Here is a 17,185-nt window from a genome sequence, read left to right on the forward strand (position 1 = left end):
AATTCATTGAACATTGCCTAAAAACCCTTGAAAACATGAAAATAATCACAGCAAAATGTTCCAAAACCATATAAACCGTACAGTTTAACTGTATGTTGATTTTAATCAGATCAGATATCACTTTAAATGAAATTATTTATTTTTTGTGAACATTCTGTGAAACTCTTCAGGACGCTCCTTATTCACACCAAAATGGTGCAAAATCGCATTGACAATTCGTTGAGAGGCTTTGCCATCTCCGTACGGGTTGGCGGCCCGACTCATCGACTGATAGAGCTCATTATCAGTCAAAAGAGCATGTGTCCGTTCATACACCTTCTCCTCGTCCGTGCCCACAAGTTCTAGCGTTCCAGCGTCTATCCCTTCAGGACGCTCCGTTGTATCACGAAGCACAAGTACAGGTACTCCGTATGAAGGAGCTTCCTCTTGTAAACCGCCAGAATCGGTTAATATCAAGTGGGTATGCGGATAAAAATTATGCAAATCCACGACATCCAGCGGATCAATCAGCATAATTCTTGGATGTCCACCCAAAATTTCATGTGCTGGTTCCTTAACTGCAGGACTTGGATGCACAGGATAAACAATGGCTACATCTTCGAATTCATCAGCGATTCTTTTGACAGCCCGGAAGATATTAAGATGCGGTTCACCTTGCGATTCTCTACGGTGAGCAGTCATCAAAATAAGTTTTTTTCCTGAAGCAAAATCCAAAACAGGATGCCGATAATCAGGCTGTACGGTATATTGAAACACATCGGTTACAGTGTTGCCTGTGATATAAATACTTGATTCTTTTTTGTTCTCATGTCTCAGATTACTAGCTGACCAATCCGTTGGAGCGAAATGCAGGTCCGCTAATACACCTGTAAGTTGACGGTTCATTTCTTCAGGATAAGGAGACAATTTGTTCCATGTCCGAAGTCCTGCTTCTACGTGCCCAACCTGAATTTGCTGCAGGAAAGAGGCGTAACTTGCAAGGAACGTCGTTAATGTGTCCCCGTGCACCAGAACGAGATCAGGTTTAACCTCTCTCAACACAGGTTCCAAGCCTTCAAGTACACGAATAGTAATCTCATTAAGCGTCTGACGGTCCTTCATCACGTCCAGATCGTAATCAGGTGTGATGTTGAACACTTCCAACACTTGATCGAGTAACTCCCTGTGCTGTGCGGTTACACATACGATTGACTCGATATGCTCAGGATGCTTCTTCAGTTCAAGAACTAAAGGAGCCATCTTGATCGCCTCGGGGCGCACTCCGAAAATAGTCATCACTTTAATTTTGGACATAACCCCTACCCTCTCATCAAAAAAATCAAAAGCTTCGTATTACCTATTACGGATTACTATTTACTTAGTTCCGTACAAACGGTCTCCAGCATCACCAAGTCCTGGGACGATATATCCATGTTCATTCAAATGAGAATCAAGCGCAGCTACGTAAATATCTACATCCGGATGAGCTTCTTGAACTGCAGCAACACCTTCCGGAGCCGCAATCAGGTTCATCATTTTAATTTGTGTACATCCACGCTTCTTCAGCGAGGTAATAGCAGCAATCGCGGATCCTCCTGTAGCTAGCATCGGATCAATTACGATCAGCTCACGTTCCTGTACATCTGTAGGAAGCTTGATGTAATACTCAACCGGTTGCAGCGTGTCCGGATCACGGAACAAGCCAACATGTCCTACTTTAGCAGCAGGTAGAAGCTTCAGAACGCCCTCAAGCATCCCTAGGCCGGCACGAAGAATAGGGATAAGCCCAAGCATTCTTCCCGAAATCACTTTACTTTCCGTTTCAGTGACCGGTGTTTGTACTGTAATGGTCTCTAGAGGAATGTCACGTGTAATCTCATAAGCCATCAATGTGGCAACTTCGTCAACATGCTCTCTGAAATCTTTCGTGTTTGTTCTTACGTCGCGAATAAATGTTAGTTTGTGTTGAATTAAAGGATGATCGCAAATCACCAATTTTCCCATTAACTTTCCCTCCGGTAATTGTAAGTCGTGTCTATAACCCTAGAAAGCACTTTTGCTTCTCTATGGCTAAATCCTGTCTATTATAGCATTCCCAACGCCGCATTTCACCTAGAAAGGAACTTGAATCCACACTGAACCTCTTCCCTTCTATTTCCTTCGCTTAGAAAGGTAAGGATTGGAAATTCAAATGGTTTTCCAGCAATAAAACCTAGATTAGGATGTGCAAGTTTACATATTTCATACTATTCACATTTTTTTCACTATTTTTTATGAAAGTTCCATGAACTTTCATGATTGATTTCATTAATTTCCATCAATTCACTTATGTAATATTGTGAACAATAAACAACAAAAAACCTCCACCAAATCCTAAAACCGGACTTGGTGGAGGTAAGTTTATTAATGAATGCGAATAAGAACTAGTATTTCAGTTCTGGATAAAGTGGATACTGGTCCGTCAAATCAGCAACTTGACGAGCTGCCTCAGCCAATTTCGCTTCATCCTTCGGATTCTTCAGAACATTAGCTATAATGCGGCCAATAACCACCATTGCTTGCTCGTCCATACCACGGGAAGTGACTGCAGGCGTACCAATACGAATACCACTTGTTACGAAAGGACTTGTAGGATCGAATGGAATTGCGTTTTTATTCACAGTGATTCCAATGGAATCTAGTACTTTTTCCGCATCTTTTCCGGTAATGTTCAGGTTACGCGTATCAAGCAACATTAAGTGGTTATCTGTACCACCGGACACAACGTTAACCCCTTCGCTGATCAGTGTTTCTGCGAGAACATTTGCATTCTTCACAACATTCTCAGCATGAGTCTTAAAGGATGGCTGCAAAGCTTCGCCGAATGCAACTGCTTTTGACGCAATTACATGCATCAACGGTCCGCCTTGGGAACCAGGGAATACGGCTTTGTCGATAGCAGCAGCCCATGGCTGTCTGCACATAATCATACCTCCGCGAGGACCGCGTAAAGTCTTATGTGTAGTAGTTGTTACGAAATGGGCATGAGGAACTGGGCTCGGATGAAGGCCAGCTGCGACAAGACCTGCAATATGGGCCATATCTACCATAAATAACGCACCAACATCATTGGCAATAGCACCAAGTTTTTCGAAATCAATAATACGTGGGTACGCACTTGCACCAGCAACAATCAACTTAGGACGGTGCTTGAAAGCTGCTTTGCGTACTTCGTCATAATCAATTAGGAAAGTATCTTCTTGCACACCATAAGCAACAAAGTTATAAAGCAATCCGGAAGCATTCACTGGACTACCGTGCGTTAAATGTCCACCATGCGCCAAGTTCATGCCAAGAACAGTATCGCCCGGGTTAAGCGCAGCCAGATATACAGCCATATTCGCTTGAGCTCCAGAGTGAGGCTGTACGTTGACATGTTCCGCACCGAACAATTCTTTTGCACGATCACGAGCCAGATTCTCAACGATATCTACATCTTCACAGCCACCATAATACCGTTTACCTGGGTAACCTTCTGCATATTTGTTCGTAAGCACCGAGCCCATGGCTTCCATTACGGCTTCGCTAACGATATTCTCTGAGGCAATAAGCTCAATGTTGGCACGCTGACGTTTCAGTTCCAGTTCCATTGCTTCTAGTACTGCCGGGTCACTCTTACGTAATTGTTCCATGTTCTTATTTCCTCCCTAGTGTGTGTAGATTGTTGTATTTAAATAGAAACGATTTGCCCTCCACGAAAAGGCTTTAGGTCTACGTTTCTGCAAAAACATAAAACTAAGTTCATCAATCACAAACCTGTGAGCCACTCTGTTCTGGAGCACGGTAAACCGCACGCTCGCCTCCAATAAGCGGAGGTCTGGTCCATGCCGCATTCACTCTAGCTGCTCCAATGTACCGTAAGGTCGGCCGAAAAGGAACCGCCACGCGGCGCAAATGCATACCTATAAGAGTCTCACCAATGTCTAAACCAGCATGCGCTTCGATCGTTTCCGCCAGAACAGGATCTTTCATAGAGCGATAGGCAGCCGCAGCCATCGAACCGCCAGCACCTGGTATGGGTACTGCAGAGACTTCATTTAACCCAAGAGACTCTAGCAAGGAGCGTTCCATTACAAGCGCACGATTCAGATGCTCGCAGCACTGATACACGAGATGAAACCCTTTTTCCGCTGCGACCAAACGAACCGCTTCAAGCAGTTGCTGTGCAACTTCAAGCGCACCACCGGTTCCAATACGGACACCCGCCACCTCACTTGTGCTTACTCCAATGACAACAATTTTACCAGAACCAAGGTTACCAGCTTCCGCCAACTCCCTTAACACAGTGACAGTGGCTTCAGTTAAAGATAACTCCACAACTTTGTCCATCACCCTACCTCCTCAGGCTTCAAACAAGCTTCATTTAAACAAAAAAGAGCAGTCCGCAGGTAGCTGCGGATTTGCTCTTTTGCCCAGGCGACCGGCCGTTTATTCCGATGCTCCATCGTGGTTTGATCCACATTTGTCGCCAGTTACATCGGAACCGATTAGTTGTACTTTCATCTTAAAGCAAAGCGGACTGAAAATCAACCATTTACAAATGGCGTAAGGATTCCAGTTTATCTAATAAACTAAACAACGCATTGCGAATCTCAGCAGCAGTAAGCTCATAATCTTCACGAGTGCCCCCGAATGGGTCAGAAATATCAAAGCTTGGAATACGCTGGCGGATTTCAATCATTCGCTGCAGATCCGTTGCGTTGGGTTCACCACCTAGAGCTATGCTTAACTCAGCATCAGCATAAAGGCTGTCCAATTCCTTAATATCCTTAGTCACGGCTTCTTCGTTATGCACATATTCCTTCAATGTATATGTTTTCGTTAACGCATCCGGAAAATACTGTAGCAAATGCTGCTTATGTCCACTGGTCAAGGTCAGCACAAGATCGGCCCACGCGACGGATTGCCCCGTTAATTGCGACGACTCCAAATGTTCATGAATGCCTTCTTCCTGCAAAATAGCTGCAGCATGTCTCGATATAGAAGTACCAGAAATGGCAGATACACCTGCAGACCGCACTTCCAGCTCGATTTCACGTTCCTTCGCGAGCTTTCGTAAAAGCCCCTCAGCCATAGGACTACGGCATGTATTACCGGTGCAGACGAATAAAATATGCAGCATGCTTTTGCACCCCCATGAAAATAAAATATTGTAATGCCGTTATTGTATCAAAAGATGAATAGCAAGCCAAACCCCAATAATATAGCCCCGCCCAGCGCTTCCCCATATTCCCCGAGTCCACGACTGACATGCCGCCCAAGAAGTAGGCCAATAATCGACATCAGACCTCCACAGGCACCAAAAGCTAATATGGTCAGAAGCACACCATTCACGAACATCCCTAAGGATACCCCAACGGAAAAAGAATCCACACTAACACTTAGCGAAAGAAGCAGCATTCCCCATAAGGTTCGATGATTCATAGCTCGCGTACTTACCACTTCCGGACGAAAGGAGTTATACACCATATGTCCACCTAACAGCACAAGTAGTCCTCCGGCAGCATAAGTCGTTACTTGACCTAGCAAATGTCCGACATAACTTCCTGTTAATAAACCTAGAAGAGGCATCAGCATATGAAAAAAAGCAATGAGCACACTCATTTGCAGAACATGCAACAGACGGATACCCTTCATCCCGATGCCTACACCAAGTGAAAAAGCATCCATCCCTAAGGCAATCGCCATTATAGCAATAGTAACCGTCTGCCCCCAACCGGCATATACATCTCCTATGCCCATGCTTAACCCCCCAAGTCCGAAATATCTTGTACAACAACGATATGCGGACAAGGGTGTAATCATGACTTCATAGGCGATTTCAGATTCGAATAACCAGCGCTATAGCTGGATTTAAAAGGCGCCGTGGCTATCCGGCGTCAATGACGGAACCACCGGCGGCCTTCATAAGCCGGTTCATAATGGCAGCACCGAGGCCCGTATACGGACAAGCCTCGGCCAAGATGTAAGTCGCCCCCGCTTCATCGAAGCGCCGCAGCGCGGCATATAGGGAGCGCGCTCCTTCTTCCGGCGAGGATAACGAGCCGAGGGAAAGGACACAGGCGGCAGGATCGGCGGGATAGAGGGGCTTATGCTCCTCGAAGAGGAGTAAGCCCGTCACTTCGCCGCTTAATTGAGCCGCCTGAAGCAGACTCGCGGCTTCTTCCGCAACACGTTGCGTAGAAGATCCGCGCACTACGCCGAGCCAGCCGCGCGGCGCGTAGTGTGTGTACTTCATGCCCGGCGCGCGTGGTGCCGAGATGTCGGAAACAGCTTCTGTACTGTGACCTTCCCCCGGTGCAGGGACTACTGGAGCTTCCGCTGCTGCCGAAGCTCCAAATTCTTTAACCACAGCCGGCTCAGCAACAACTACTTCTGCTCCCACTACAGCAGCCAACTGCTCTGAAGTAATTCCGCCGGGACGCAGCACGGCAACTTTTCCATTAGACTGAACCTGCACCACAGTTGATTCCAGTCCAACTCCGGCAGCGCCGCCATCAAGAACGCCACCAATGTATCCGGCCAAATCTTCCATCACATGCGAAGCTAAGGTCGGGCTCGGACGACCCGAACGGTTAGCGCTGGGTGCCGCAACGGGACAGCCCGCTGCACTGATCAGCGCCAAAGCTACCGGATGATCAGGCATACGCACGCCTACTGTGTCCAGCCCTGCCGTCACACAAGGTGACAAAACACCCTCACGAACAGGAAGCACGACTGTCAGCGGTCCAGGCCAATAGGCTTCCATTAATGCCGCAGCCGTAGGATGCACTTCTGTAACCAGCTCGTCCAAAGCACGCGGATCGGCAATATGCACGATTAGGGGATTGTCAGACGGTCGCCCTTTTGCCGCAAAAACAGCCTCAACCGCCGCTGTATTCCTTGCATCTGCTCCAAGTCCATAGACCGTTTCGGTTGGAAAAGCGACCGTTCCGCCTTCACGAAGCATAGTTGCCGCCTCCACGATGGCTAACTTATTCTCTTCACTTGGCTGAAGTACATCGGAATCCGGAGCTGCAGCTCCCAGTAAATCCAGTTCCCAATATACAGTCTCATTCCTATTTCCACTCCGCCGCTGAACGGCGAATAAAGGGGCGTTTGGTTCATTCATTCTCATCACAGGCTTTCTTAAGGATATATATTGAATACTAGCTGTTATTCATTCCTTCTAATCTTACCAAAAAGCGGCTCCAATGAAGGAGCCGCAGTCGATCTGCTTATGAAATAGTAACATATCTAGGTTCAAAACTATAGACCATTTCCGCAAAACCAAAGGTTCAGCTTCAGCATTACGACCACAATCCACTAATCCAGTTCCAAAGGTTTTGCAGCAGTTCCCAAATGAAGAACCGCACCTCTGGCTCTGCCGAATCCGCTGCCGCAACATCCCCTGCCGAAGAATCCGCTTGTACAGCTGTTCCTACTGCTGGTTGTGCCTTAACTCCAGGATCTGCACTTGCAGCTGAAACGGTCTTCGGCCCTTTGTTAGCAGCAGGTGCTGCCGCATCTCCAGAGCCTGCATCAATAAAGCACAGCGGCGGAAACAGTACACACCACCAATTTTGCCCCTTGCCCTCACCCAGCGTTACCCGTACAGCCTCGTACTCCCCAGCCGGATACACTGTACCACCGTATAATTTGGTCGGAAAAGGTACCACACCAAGCTCCACTTTATAGGTGTATTGGATGCCGCGTTTCTCAAGCTCCGATCCAACCAGTGCATTAAGCTCTGGTAGATGGGTTCTAATTAAAGCGCGTGCCTGCTCTAAGCTTTGCGGGGCCTCAAGTGCAGTTACCCACTGGTTCATTTGCTCCACGATCGTATCACGTATCTGCCGCTTCACTAGCTGATCTTGTGTTCCGTCCGAATTCGCCAGAATACGCAGCCGGATAGAATCCTGTGGAATCATTACTTCGGCTACTGCTGCATCGGTTTTTTGACCTTCCCAGGCCATGATAACGATCATAAAAAAACAAATTAAAATGGCAGTATACTTAAAAGTTACACGTAAGGAATCTCTTTTATCCATATGATTATCGTTCATTTGTTGCAGCCCCTCTCCTCTTAACTCTCATGCTAGTAGTATGTCCAGAGATGAGAGACTGCAAACCTATGAATCTATTAAATCTATAACTTCACAGCAAGTGCCTTAGGCAGCTGCAAATCATCCTCAACATCCCGCCCATAAAGATGCACACTCATTACAATCCCCATGCAGGCCATATTAATTAAAAGAGACGTGCCTCCATAACTAATGAACGGAAGTGTAATTCCCGTTAGCGGCATTAGGCCGATAAAAGCTCCAATATTCTCTAAGATTTGATATAGCAGCATAGCCGTAATTCCAATAATTAAAAACGGACCACTACGCTCCCTACTCTCTAGAGCAATCAGTATCATCCGATGGAGAAGAATAAAAAAGAGCAACAACAGCAGCGCTGAACCTACGAACCCAAACTCCTCCGCAACCTGTACGAATATGGCATCCGAATAGGTATATGGCACACGGTTACTCTGCACAGAGCTTCCTTGCGTGTACCCCTCGCCGCTCATCCCTCCAGAGGCAATAGCCACTTTAGCATTTTTCGTGTGATAGCTTGCATCATCTGACGCCAAATCAGGTACGAGCCAAGGATCAAACCGATCCACTAAATGCTTCCTGCCAAGGGTCTCCTCAAAAAAATATACCGCTTCATCATGATAGTGAATATAGCTCAGAATACCTGCAAGACCCAATCCGCCAACTATTAGTAAGCCGATGAGTGCATGTGAAATCTTAATATTCCCGATCCACAGAAGACCAATCAATATAACAATGTAACTTAGCGCATTCCCCAGATCATTCTGTACAATCACTATAGCAAAAGGGAGTAATGTAAGAAGCGCCAGCGGGACGACTCCCTTCCAGAAGGTTAGCGTGGCGCCTTGTTTACGGACCAGTATGGACGCAAGTAAAAGAATCAATATCAACTTAAAAAGCTCCGCAGGTTGAAAGCTAAGTCCAGCTATCTCTAGCCCTAATTGCGCACCGTTCTTTACCTTACCAAAAAAACTTACCGACACTAGCAGACCAATACCCAAGATATAAATATAAAGAGCATATTTAACAAATATCCTATAGTCCACGAAGGTAAGCACAAAAAACGCTACAAACCCTACAATGTAGTATTTGAGCATTTGTAGATGGAAACCATCTAGTTTCTGAACTAATCTACCATTAGTCACGCTGTATATCGAAAGAATACTAATGACCATCAGCATAACTAGAACAATAAGAATCACGCTATCGATCTTCTTGAGCTTTTCAAGCATACGTAAACCCCTTACTCTATTAAGGTTCCAACCACCCTCACCCGAGGAAAGTCGCTCCTTTCTATTGTAGAGCATTTAAGATCACAATTCCAAATTTATGTAATGCATCCGAATTAAGAGATTCATCTCCCAGATCAGAGGATGGACATTCTTTTGAAAACAAAAACCGCCAGTTCCCATCCTTAAAAGATGGGGCTCTGACGGTTTTTTAGTGATTAAGTAATTATACCTGTTTGGTAGCTGCATAAGGAGTAGGCTTAGGCAAATCTTCCTCTACATCCTGACCATGCAAACGTACACTCATTACTAGACCAATGCTGGCCATGTTAATAAGCAGAGATGTACCCCCGAAGCTGATGAAAGGCAACGTGATACCTGTCAAAGGCATCAAGCCAATAAACGCGCCGATATTCTCAAAAATCTGATACAGCATCATCGCTACAATGCCGACGATCAGAAATGGACCCGCTCGATCCCTGGATTCCAGCGCAATCAGAATCATTCGGTGAATCAGGATAAAATACAGCAGCAGCACGAACGCAGAACCTACAAATCCAAATTCCTCGGCAATCTGCACAAAGATAGAGTCTGAATACGTATAAGGCACTCGATCCGTCTGAACAGAGCTACCGTTCATATAGCCTTCTCCACTCATCCCACCTGAGGCAATCGCAAGCTTAGCGTTTTTGGTATGATAAAGAGCTTTCGCTGTCGCTTTGTCCGGAACTAGCCAAGGATCAAAACGTTCAATCCAGTGCGACCGGCCAATATCGTTAAGGAACGTTTTAATTTCATCATGATAATGGATATAACTCATAATTCCGGCAATCGCAGAGCTTGCAATAATCACCAGGCCGATTAATGCGTGAGTGTACTTAATATTGCCAATCCACAACAGACCCGCAAGAATCACAATATAAGACAAGGCATTCCCAAGGTCATTCTGTGTAAGGACAATAAGAAACGGAAATAAGGTCAAGAGGCCCAGCGGCACAACATCCCGCCAAAACAAAAGCTTATTCTTATTTTTACGGACGAGCATCGCTGCCAGAAATAAAATCAATATTAGTTTAAATAGCTCAGCAGGCTGAAGGCTCAGTCCTCCAGGGAGGGACAACCAGCCTTGGGCATTATTTTTGGTCTCGCCCAAAAAGCTGACGAGGACCAAGATACCTATCCCAAACAAATAAATATATAGTGCGTACTTCACTAAAATTCTGTAATCCAAAAAGGTCATTCCAATAAAAGCAATAAAGCCAATTGCATAATACATCATCATACGGATATGATGTCCGTCCAGCTTTTCTCTTCCATGAGTCACACTATATATGGCGAAGATGCTGACAATCATGAGTAATAACAGAACGACTACGATAGCACCATCAATTTTTTTAATCTTCTGAAGCACGTTCTGCCTCCCTACTCTATATCTGGGCTTTCTTTTACGGTTCACTAAGAAGTCCGGTTACATTCTATTGTAAAGGAAGTCGGATTGAAAATACAATTTCACTCCCCCGAACAACAGGAGTCCCCTGCACAGCATGCAGTATTATCGCGCTATACCTAGCACATGACGTGGAATTCCAGCCAGGTCATTCACGGTGATGATCTCTTCCCAATGGCCCGCCGCCTCTAGTAGCGCAGCTACTTGCTCGGCTTGTCCCATGCCGAGTTCAAAGCCGATCAGGCGCGGCGGTGCCGGGAGCAGCGTCAGCTGCTCAATCATGCGGCGGTACGGGTCCAGCCCGTCCGCTCCGCCATCCAGCGCAGTGCGCGGCTCATGATCGCGCACCTCACGCTGTAACCCGGCGATATCCTCGCCGGGAATGTAAGGCGGGTTGGAGACGAGGATATCCGTCTCCATTCCCGCAAACGGCTCGAGCAGATCGCCGAGCCGAAAGTCCACGGCTGTGCCATTGCGCAACGCGTTGCGCTCGGCCACAGCCAAGGCCGCCGGCGAAATATCGCCGGCGTAGACCCGCCACGCCGGCGCTTCCGCCGCCAGCGTGACGGAGATCGCTCCGCTGCCGGCGCCGATGTCGACGGCGGTCAGCGGCCGTGCGACGCGTACGTTCTCTGCGCCGCACGCATGTTCCTGCCCCGCTGCTAGCGAAGCAGCGTCTTCTTCCTGCGCCGCTTCACTCGGCGCAACCGTGCCGTCCGGCCAGAGCTCCGCACCGTACCGCAAAATCGCCTCGACCAGAAGCTCCGTCTCTGGCCGCGGGATCAGCACATCAGGCGTCACTTCAAAAGGACGCCCGTAGAACTCTTGCTCACCGATGATATACTGCACCGGTTCGCCCATGCTCCGGCGGGTAACGCCCGCCTCCCATGCTTCCTTGACCGCAGCTGGAAAAGAATCCGCCAGCGCCATATAATACGCCGCTCCGGACAAGCCAAGCACATGCTCCAGCAGTAATTGCGCACTGCGCTGCGGTTCATTACAACCGCTCTGGCTCAAAAAAGAAGAAGCCTCCGCAAAGGCTTCCCGGATGCTTTTCACTTCCGACATGACAAATACGCCATCGTTCAAAGCATTATTATCCATTGTCCATACTATCCATCAAATCAGCTTGTTCAGCAATTGAAAGAGCCGAAATAATTTCAGTGATTTCTCCGTTCATAACCTGCTCCAAACGGTGCAGCGTCAAGCCAATGCGATGGTCTGTAACCCGGCTCTGCGGGAAGTTATACGTCCGGATACGTTCACTACGATCACCCGTACCTACTTTACTCTTCCGTTCACCAGCATACTTTGCTTCTTCTTCCTGCCGCTTCAAATCGGAGATACGGGCACGAAGCACTTGAAGCGCTTTTTCCTTATTGGAGTTCTGTGACTTACCGTCCTGACAAGTAGCAACGATGCCCGTAGGTACATGGGTTACACGTACTGCAGACTTGGTCGTATTTACAGACTGTCCGCCTGCACCACTTGAACAGAAGGTATCCACACGAATATCTTTATCATGAATTTCAATCTCAAATGCTTCAGCTTCCGGCATCACCGATACTGTAGAAGTAGAGGTATGAATACGTCCACCAGATTCAGTCGCTGGGATACGTTGTACGCGATGCGCACCACTCTCGTATTTCAGCTTACTGTATGCACCGCGGCCGTTAATAAGGAAGATTACCTCTTTAAATCCACCAAGGTCACTCGCGTTAACATCCATTAGCTCCACGCGCCAGCCTTGTGAATCCGCAAACCGGGTGTACATCCGATAAAGATCGGAAGCGAACAATGCTGCTTCATCTCCGCCCGCTGCACCACGAATTTCGACGATTACGTTCTTATCATCATTCGGGTCTTTAGGCAGTAGCAATACACGGATTTGCTCTTCCAGCTCTACCTGACGTTTGGAAAGGTCGTCAATTTCCATCTTGACCATTTCCTTCATCTCATCATCAAGCTTTTCGCCTTGCATCTGCTTAGCAGCTTCAAGCTCTTCCATTACATTCTTATATTCAGTATACGCCTCAAAAGCAGGCTGTAGGTCTGATTGTTCTTTGGAATAATCCCTCAGTTTCTTACTGTCGTTTGCAACATCCGGATCACAAAGCAGTTCACTGAGCTTCTCATAGCGGTCCGCCAGGGATTGCAATCGGTCCAACAAGGGAATTCACCTCTCCTAGTTCAATTTCAAATTCGCAAATAAAGCGATTAAAACATATGTCATAAAAATAGATATACGACTTTATATTATACCAAAGATATTGTGAAATGGCTACAGTTCTGTACGCGTAAATACCTTAATAAATGACTTATATTTTAAAAAGGACCATCCCAGCAGTAGATACCCTCTACCGACTGAGATGACCCTCTTATCATTAGTACGCTTCAGTCCTCTTAAACGTTGAAACGGAAATGCATAACGTCGCCGTCTTGCACCAAATATTCCTTACCTTCAAGACGCAATTGACCACGTTCTTTCGCACCATTCATCGAACCAGCAGCCAAAAGATCTGCGTAAGCCACTACCTCAGCACGGATAAATCCACGTTCAAAATCCGTGTGAATTACACCCGCAGCGCCGGGTGCTTTAGTTCCCTTACGAATGGTCCACGCACGAACTTCCTGAACGCCTGCCGTGAAATACGTATACAAGCCTAGCAGCTTGTAAGCCGCTTTGATCAAACGGTTCAGACCAGATTCTTCTAGCCCAAGTTCTTCTAGGAACATCGCTTTATCTTCGCCCTCAAGCTCGGCAATTTCAGCTTCTACTTTAGCACTGATCGGAACCACTTCAGCACCTTCAGTTGCTGCAAATTCACGAACCTGCTGCACATAAGGATTATTCTCAGCACTTGCTACTTCTTCTTCACTTACATTCGCTGCATACAGCACTGGCTTCAATGTTAACAAATGAAGATCACGGATAATAACCTTCTCGTCATCGGACAATTCTATACTACGTGCAGGTTTATCTTCGTAGAGCACTTCTTTGACGCGTTCAAGCAGTTCAACTTCTTGAGCGTATTTCTTGTCGCCGCCTTTGATGTTCTTACGGGAACGCTCAATCCGCTTCTCAATGCTTTCAATGTCAGCAAGAATCAGCTCCAAATTAATGGTCTGAATGTCGCTGATCGGATTTACTTTTCCATCCACGTGGGTAACGTTCTCATCTTCAAAGCAGCGAACCACATGGACGATAGCATCCACTTCACGAATATGAGCTAGGAACTTATTGCCTAGACCCTCACCTTTACTTGCGCCGCGCACAAGACCAGCGATATCAACAAATTCAAAAGCAGTAGGTACGGTCTTGTTAGGCTGTACCAGCTCAGTCAGTTTATCAAGACGTTCGTCCGGAACTTCAACGACACCAACGTTAGGGTCAATCGTGCAAAAAGGGTAGTTTGCGGATTCTGCTCCCGCTTGCGTTATCGCATTAAACAATGTGGATTTTCCTACGTTAGGAAGACCGACGATTCCAGCTTTCAAAGCCATTTATATGACAACTCCTATTTTCAGCTAAATTGATCATCCGAATAAGTAATACGATCTAAACCATTATATATTAGAACATATTCTCCAGCAACACCGGATGTCATGCAGTTGTGTCAATCCAGCCTTATCCAACCGCGCCCATTTCAATGGGATCTGGCAAGTTCCAATACCTTTTGCACCGCCGGCTGATCGAGTAAGGGCTTAGAAATATCTGGATCAACCTCCACATCAGGAACTGTCTTCACTTCCTCATTGCAGCTTCCGTCAGAATTAAGACCCATCTGGAGGGAAAACCTAAATACATACCCACTATTCGGCAATGCAGCTATAAGCGGATCTATCCCTAGACCGTCACCACCAGTTCTTCCACCAACAACCGTAGCAAACCCGGTACCTTTGGCGAATGACGGCGAATCCTTCGGCGGATGAATATACAGAACTATCTACCAGCAAATAGATTTCCCCCTTGAATCCAACAGAATGATAAGGGGTTACGATATCAACATTTTTGTTATAGTTTTTAAACATTGTTGTTGCTTCTCGCGGTATTTTGGACAACCGCTCATCTTTTATGTTGGCAATAGGTTGTAACCCTTCTGTTAGCCGGCGTGACTGCATAAAGGTCTCGGCATATTCACCGCCCCTATAAAGATAATATGTATTATAAGTAATAGGTTTATTAATCAGTTGAGGAACCATATTAATACGCCAGTAAGTGCTGTTCCCTCCGCCATTTCCACGGATGTCTAGAATTAGTGTTTTATAATCTTTTACTTCTATTAAAAAATCACGAATCTCAGAACTGTCCATCTTCATAAGACTGCCATCAAAGCTTCGCGTACCTAGATACGCTATTTGATCAGGCTCTATAATGACCTTCCAATAAAAAAAGACCTCTTTCGAGGTCTCCACGGATAGCATTACAGATCTTTAGACATCGTAATGTCGGTTACGGTATATCCCATTTTTTTGTAGAGCTCAAATGCGCGATTGTTCTGACCGAAGACATGTAACCCAATTCTGGTGACTTTCATCTCACGGGCTTCTTCATCGAGTGCGATCATAGCCTGCTTGCCATAACCTTTGCTCTGATACGGTTCAAAAATGTAGAAGTCATAAATGAAAGCCTCTCGACCACCCCGACCTTCACTTACATTAAACCAAATATATCCCACCTGGATATCACTACTTATCTCTACTATAGAATATAGATAAGCGCCATCCGTGTTCAACCCTTTGGGCAGAGACTGTGTTATGGCTTCCTCTGATAGCTTCATCGCGATTTCAGGATCCCAAGCGCCAGCTTTAATCTTATCTTCAGCGTAATCACGAGTAGCTTGACCTAAGAAAAATTGAAAAGCAGATTCATCCATATGGACCAGTTTAATCATCATCTTTATTCACTTCCTCGCTTCTATATTTATCACATACTTTATTTACGTATTAAACGGCAAGTCCCACGTAAAGTTGCTAAATCGGGAGCACCGATGCCGAACATCGCTATCTTAAGCTCCAGCTCTACCTGAGCCAGTGCAGATTCGAGCGCCTCTTCAGAATCTACTGCCGGCCCTAACAGATTGCGTCCAAAGCCTGCTAAATCAGCACCGAGGGCCAATGCTTTTGCCGCATCCACACCATGCTTCAGGCCGCCGCTGCCAATCAAAGCACCCTTCGGGGAGACTGCACGTACCTCTGCAATGCAGTCAGCGGTTGGAGTGCCCCAGTCCGCGAAAGCCTCAGCCGCTGCGCGCCGTATAGGGTCTCTACTCCGAAACTTCTCCACCTGACTCCAAGAGGTTCCTCCTGCACCCGCCACATCTACAAAAGCTACCCCTGCATTATAAAGACATGCTGCTGTATCTCCGTCAATGCCCCAGCCGACTTCTTTTACACCTACAGGAACCTCAAGTGCACGGCATACTTTCTCTATCTGTGATAGCAAGGACGCAAAACCAGTATTCCCTTCTGGTTGGAAGACCTCTTGAAGACCATTGAGATGCAGTACAAGAAAATCCGCACCAGCAATATCCACAGCTCGGCGACATTCCTCCACTCCGAAGCCATAAGACAGCTGTACGGCGCCAATATTAGCAATAATCGGAATATCAGGCGCTTTGTCCCGTACATAAAAGGTTTCGGTTAGCTCAGAACGCTCCACCGCCGCCCGCACAGAACCAACACCCAGCGCCCATCCACGACGCTGCGCTGCTTCTGCCAGCCGAGCATTAATAGCTCCGGTAGCTGCACTGCCGCCTGTCATCGAGCTGATCAGCAGCGGTGTACGCAGCTCACGTTCCAGGAACGTAGTCTGCAATGATATATCATCGAAATTCAGCTCTGGAAGAGCATTATGCCGAAATCGATAATGTTCAAACCCCGTAGTTACACCGACGCCACCGACTTCTTCATTTAAACAAAGGCGTACATGTTCTATTTTGCGTTCACCTGTTCTTGATGCAGGCAATAAAGACTTTTTGTCTGAAACCTCTACAATTGGTAGGCCATTGCCATGATCCGCGCCAGACTGCCTACTCGCATCATATGGTACGGCCTCTTCTGGCGTATGATTCATGCTCCGTTCCTCCTATTCCTAAACTGCACTTATTATAACATATCCCTACAGGTCAATTTACAATATGAGGTTAGCGAATTACCCAGGCTGCTCTTTATCGCCAAACAAACCGGCAGCTCCACCATTCTTGGTGGTTCTACCAATTTCACCATACGCAATCTAGATGACTACAATCTGGAGAATGATCTGTGGATTTCTATGAAGCGAGATCAGCCGCTGTTCACAGACATGGAAGCCTACTTTAATCGGCTATGGATTAACGAGCTGCAGACCAACCTGGGCTTTACTACTTTTTAAACAAAAACCACCGCAGAGAAGGCAGCACCCTCCGCGG

General features: G+C 46.7%; 18 protein-coding genes and 1 riboswitch. Of the genes, 1 reads left to right on the forward strand and 17 read right to left on the reverse strand.

What is annotated here, in order from left to right; genetic code table 11:
• Positions 1–132: 132 nt before the first annotated feature.
• The 17 genes from wecB to fni form a co-directional block, all read right to left on the reverse strand.
• Positions 133–1,293 carry a non-hydrolyzing UDP-N-acetylglucosamine 2-epimerase gene (wecB, locus tag UQ64_RS24410; RefSeq protein ID WP_060625978.1) on the reverse strand — a complete coding sequence of 387 codons (1,161 nt, stop codon included), beginning with the start codon at positions 1,291–1,293 and terminating at the stop codon, positions 133–135.
• Positions 1,294–1,353: 60 nt separating this feature from the next.
• Positions 1,354–1,983 carry a uracil phosphoribosyltransferase gene (upp, locus tag UQ64_RS24415; protein ID WP_060625979.1) on the reverse strand — a complete coding sequence of 210 codons (630 nt, stop codon included), beginning with the start codon at positions 1,981–1,983 and terminating at the stop codon, positions 1,354–1,356.
• 419 nt (positions 1,984–2,402) lie between these two features.
• Positions 2,403–3,650, reverse strand: a complete 1,248-nt coding sequence (locus UQ64_RS24420) for a serine hydroxymethyltransferase (RefSeq protein WP_060625980.1) — start codon at positions 3,648–3,650, stop codon at positions 2,403–2,405.
• Positions 3,651–3,762: 112 nt separating this feature from the next.
• Positions 3,763–4,347 (reverse strand): TIGR01440 family protein, encoded by a 585-nt coding sequence (locus tag UQ64_RS24425; RefSeq protein WP_060625981.1) that lies wholly within the window; start codon positions 4,345–4,347, stop codon positions 3,763–3,765.
• Positions 4,348–4,421: 74 nt separating this feature from the next.
• Positions 4,422–4,504: riboswitch (ZMP/ZTP riboswitch) on the reverse strand.
• Positions 4,505–4,552: 48 nt separating this feature from the next.
• Positions 4,553–5,140 carry a low molecular weight protein arginine phosphatase gene (locus tag UQ64_RS24430; RefSeq protein WP_060625982.1) on the reverse strand — a complete coding sequence of 196 codons (588 nt, stop codon included), beginning with the start codon at positions 5,138–5,140 and terminating at the stop codon, positions 4,553–4,555.
• Between the two features lie 47 nt (positions 5,141–5,187).
• A complete protein-coding gene (locus tag UQ64_RS24435; RefSeq protein ID WP_060625983.1) occupies positions 5,188–5,760 on the reverse strand; it encodes a manganese efflux pump MntP in 573 nt (190 codons plus the stop codon).
• Positions 5,761–5,887: 127 nt separating this feature from the next.
• Positions 5,888–7,129 (reverse strand): L-threonylcarbamoyladenylate synthase, encoded by a 1,242-nt coding sequence (locus UQ64_RS24440; protein ID WP_082651324.1) that lies wholly within the window; start codon positions 7,127–7,129, stop codon positions 5,888–5,890.
• 178 nt (positions 7,130–7,307) lie between these two features.
• Positions 7,308–8,063 (reverse strand): stage II sporulation protein R, encoded by a 756-nt coding sequence (spoIIR, locus tag UQ64_RS24445; protein WP_082651299.1) that lies wholly within the window; start codon positions 8,061–8,063, stop codon positions 7,308–7,310.
• A gap of 83 nt (positions 8,064–8,146) precedes the next feature.
• Complete coding sequence (locus tag UQ64_RS24450) at positions 8,147–9,331, reverse strand: FtsW/RodA/SpoVE family cell cycle protein (protein WP_060625984.1); 1,185 nt, start codon at positions 9,329–9,331, stop codon at positions 8,147–8,149.
• A gap of 223 nt (positions 9,332–9,554) precedes the next feature.
• Positions 9,555–10,739, reverse strand: a complete 1,185-nt coding sequence (locus tag UQ64_RS24455) for an FtsW/RodA/SpoVE family cell cycle protein (protein WP_060625985.1) — start codon at positions 10,737–10,739, stop codon at positions 9,555–9,557.
• 141 nt (positions 10,740–10,880) lie between these two features.
• Positions 10,881–11,879 carry a peptide chain release factor N(5)-glutamine methyltransferase gene (gene prmC, locus UQ64_RS24460; RefSeq protein WP_060625986.1) on the reverse strand — a complete coding sequence of 333 codons (999 nt, stop codon included), beginning with the start codon at positions 11,877–11,879 and terminating at the stop codon, positions 10,881–10,883.
• Positions 11,872–12,945, reverse strand: coding sequence for a peptide chain release factor 1 (prfA, locus tag UQ64_RS24465; protein ID WP_060625987.1), 1,074 nt, complete (start codon positions 12,943–12,945; stop codon positions 11,872–11,874). The genes prmC and prfA overlap by 8 nt, the downstream gene beginning before the upstream one ends.
• Before the next feature lie 233 nt (positions 12,946–13,178).
• Positions 13,179–14,279: a redox-regulated ATPase YchF gene (gene ychF / locus UQ64_RS24470; RefSeq protein ID WP_060625988.1), complete on the reverse strand. Its 1,101-nt coding sequence runs from the start codon at positions 14,277–14,279 to the stop codon at positions 13,179–13,181.
• 143 nt (positions 14,280–14,422) lie between these two features.
• Complete coding sequence (locus UQ64_RS32745) at positions 14,423–14,560, reverse strand: hypothetical protein (RefSeq protein WP_342447610.1); 138 nt, start codon at positions 14,558–14,560, stop codon at positions 14,423–14,425.
• Positions 14,561–14,630: 70 nt separating this feature from the next.
• Complete coding sequence (locus UQ64_RS24475; RefSeq protein ID WP_060625989.1) at positions 14,631–15,200, reverse strand: S41 family peptidase; 570 nt, start codon at positions 15,198–15,200, stop codon at positions 14,631–14,633.
• Positions 15,200–15,673 carry a GNAT family N-acetyltransferase gene (locus UQ64_RS24480; RefSeq protein ID WP_245238210.1) on the reverse strand — a complete coding sequence of 158 codons (474 nt, stop codon included), beginning with the start codon at positions 15,671–15,673 and terminating at the stop codon, positions 15,200–15,202. The genes UQ64_RS24475 and UQ64_RS24480 overlap by 1 nt, the downstream gene beginning before the upstream one ends.
• Positions 15,674–15,711: 38 nt before the next feature.
• Positions 15,712–16,851 (reverse strand): type 2 isopentenyl-diphosphate Delta-isomerase, encoded by a 1,140-nt coding sequence (fni, locus tag UQ64_RS24485; RefSeq protein WP_082651300.1) that lies wholly within the window; start codon positions 16,849–16,851, stop codon positions 15,712–15,714.
• On the opposite strand from fni, the gene UQ64_RS31090 reads away from it, so the two are divergent.
• Positions 16,843–17,148 (forward strand): phospholipase D-like domain-containing protein, encoded by a 306-nt coding sequence (locus UQ64_RS31090; protein WP_156417662.1) that lies wholly within the window; start codon positions 16,843–16,845, stop codon positions 17,146–17,148. The two genes, fni and UQ64_RS31090, sit on opposite strands and share 9 nt — an antisense overlap.
• Positions 17,149–17,185 lie beyond the last annotated feature (37 nt).

It is taken from the genome of Paenibacillus etheri (assembly GCF_001012825.1).
Taxonomy (GTDB): domain Bacteria; phylum Bacillota; class Bacilli; order Paenibacillales; family Paenibacillaceae; genus Paenibacillus_AQ; species Paenibacillus_AQ etheri.

What these genes read in the sequence shown, in the direction of transcription:
- wecB (WP_060625978.1), bottom strand. Translation starts at nt 1,293, where the DNA reads ATGTCCAAAATTAAAGTGATGACTATTTTCGGAGTGCGCCCCGAGGCG.
- upp (WP_060625979.1), bottom strand. Translation starts at nt 1,983, where the DNA reads ATGGGAAAATTGGTGATTTGCGATCATCCTTTAATTCAACACAAACTA.
- UQ64_RS24420 (WP_060625980.1), bottom strand. Translation starts at nt 3,650, where the DNA reads ATGGAACAATTACGTAAGAGTGACCCGGCAGTACTAGAAGCAATGGAA.
- UQ64_RS24425 (WP_060625981.1), bottom strand. Translation starts at nt 4,347, where the DNA reads ATGGACAAAGTTGTGGAGTTATCTTTAACTGAAGCCACTGTCACTGTG.
- UQ64_RS24430 (WP_060625982.1), bottom strand. Translation starts at nt 5,140, where the DNA reads ATGCTGCATATTTTATTCGTCTGCACCGGTAATACATGCCGTAGTCCT.
- UQ64_RS24435 (WP_060625983.1), bottom strand. Translation starts at nt 5,760, where the DNA reads ATGGGCATAGGAGATGTATATGCCGGTTGGGGGCAGACGGTTACTATT.
- UQ64_RS24440 (WP_082651324.1), bottom strand. Translation starts at nt 7,129, where the DNA reads ATGAATGAACCAAACGCCCCTTTATTCGCCGTTCAGCGGCGGAGTGGA.
- spoIIR (WP_082651299.1), bottom strand. Translation starts at nt 8,063, where the DNA reads ATGAACGATAATCATATGGATAAAAGAGATTCCTTACGTGTAACTTTT.
- UQ64_RS24450 (WP_060625984.1), bottom strand. Translation starts at nt 9,331, where the DNA reads ATGCTTGAAAAGCTCAAGAAGATCGATAGCGTGATTCTTATTGTTCTA.
- prmC (WP_060625986.1), bottom strand. Translation starts at nt 11,879, where the DNA reads ATGGATAATAATGCTTTGAACGATGGCGTATTTGTCATGTCGGAAGTG.
- ychF (WP_060625988.1), bottom strand. Translation starts at nt 14,279, where the DNA reads ATGGCTTTGAAAGCTGGAATCGTCGGTCTTCCTAACGTAGGAAAATCC.
- UQ64_RS32745 (WP_342447610.1), bottom strand. Translation starts at nt 14,560, where the DNA reads ATGGGTCTTAATTCTGACGGAAGCTGCAATGAGGAAGTGAAGACAGTT.
- UQ64_RS24475 (WP_060625989.1), bottom strand. Translation starts at nt 15,200, where the DNA reads ATGCTATCCGTGGAGACCTCGAAAGAGGTCTTTTTTTATTGGAAGGTC.
- UQ64_RS24480 (WP_245238210.1), bottom strand. Translation starts at nt 15,673, where the DNA reads ATGATGATTAAACTGGTCCATATGGATGAATCTGCTTTTCAATTTTTC.
- UQ64_RS31090 (WP_156417662.1), top strand. Translation starts at nt 16,843, where the DNA reads ATGATTCATGCTCCGTTCCTCCTATTCCTAAACTGCACTTATTATAAC.
- fni (WP_082651300.1), bottom strand. Translation starts at nt 16,851, where the DNA reads ATGAATCATACGCCAGAAGAGGCCGTACCATATGATGCGAGTAGGCAG.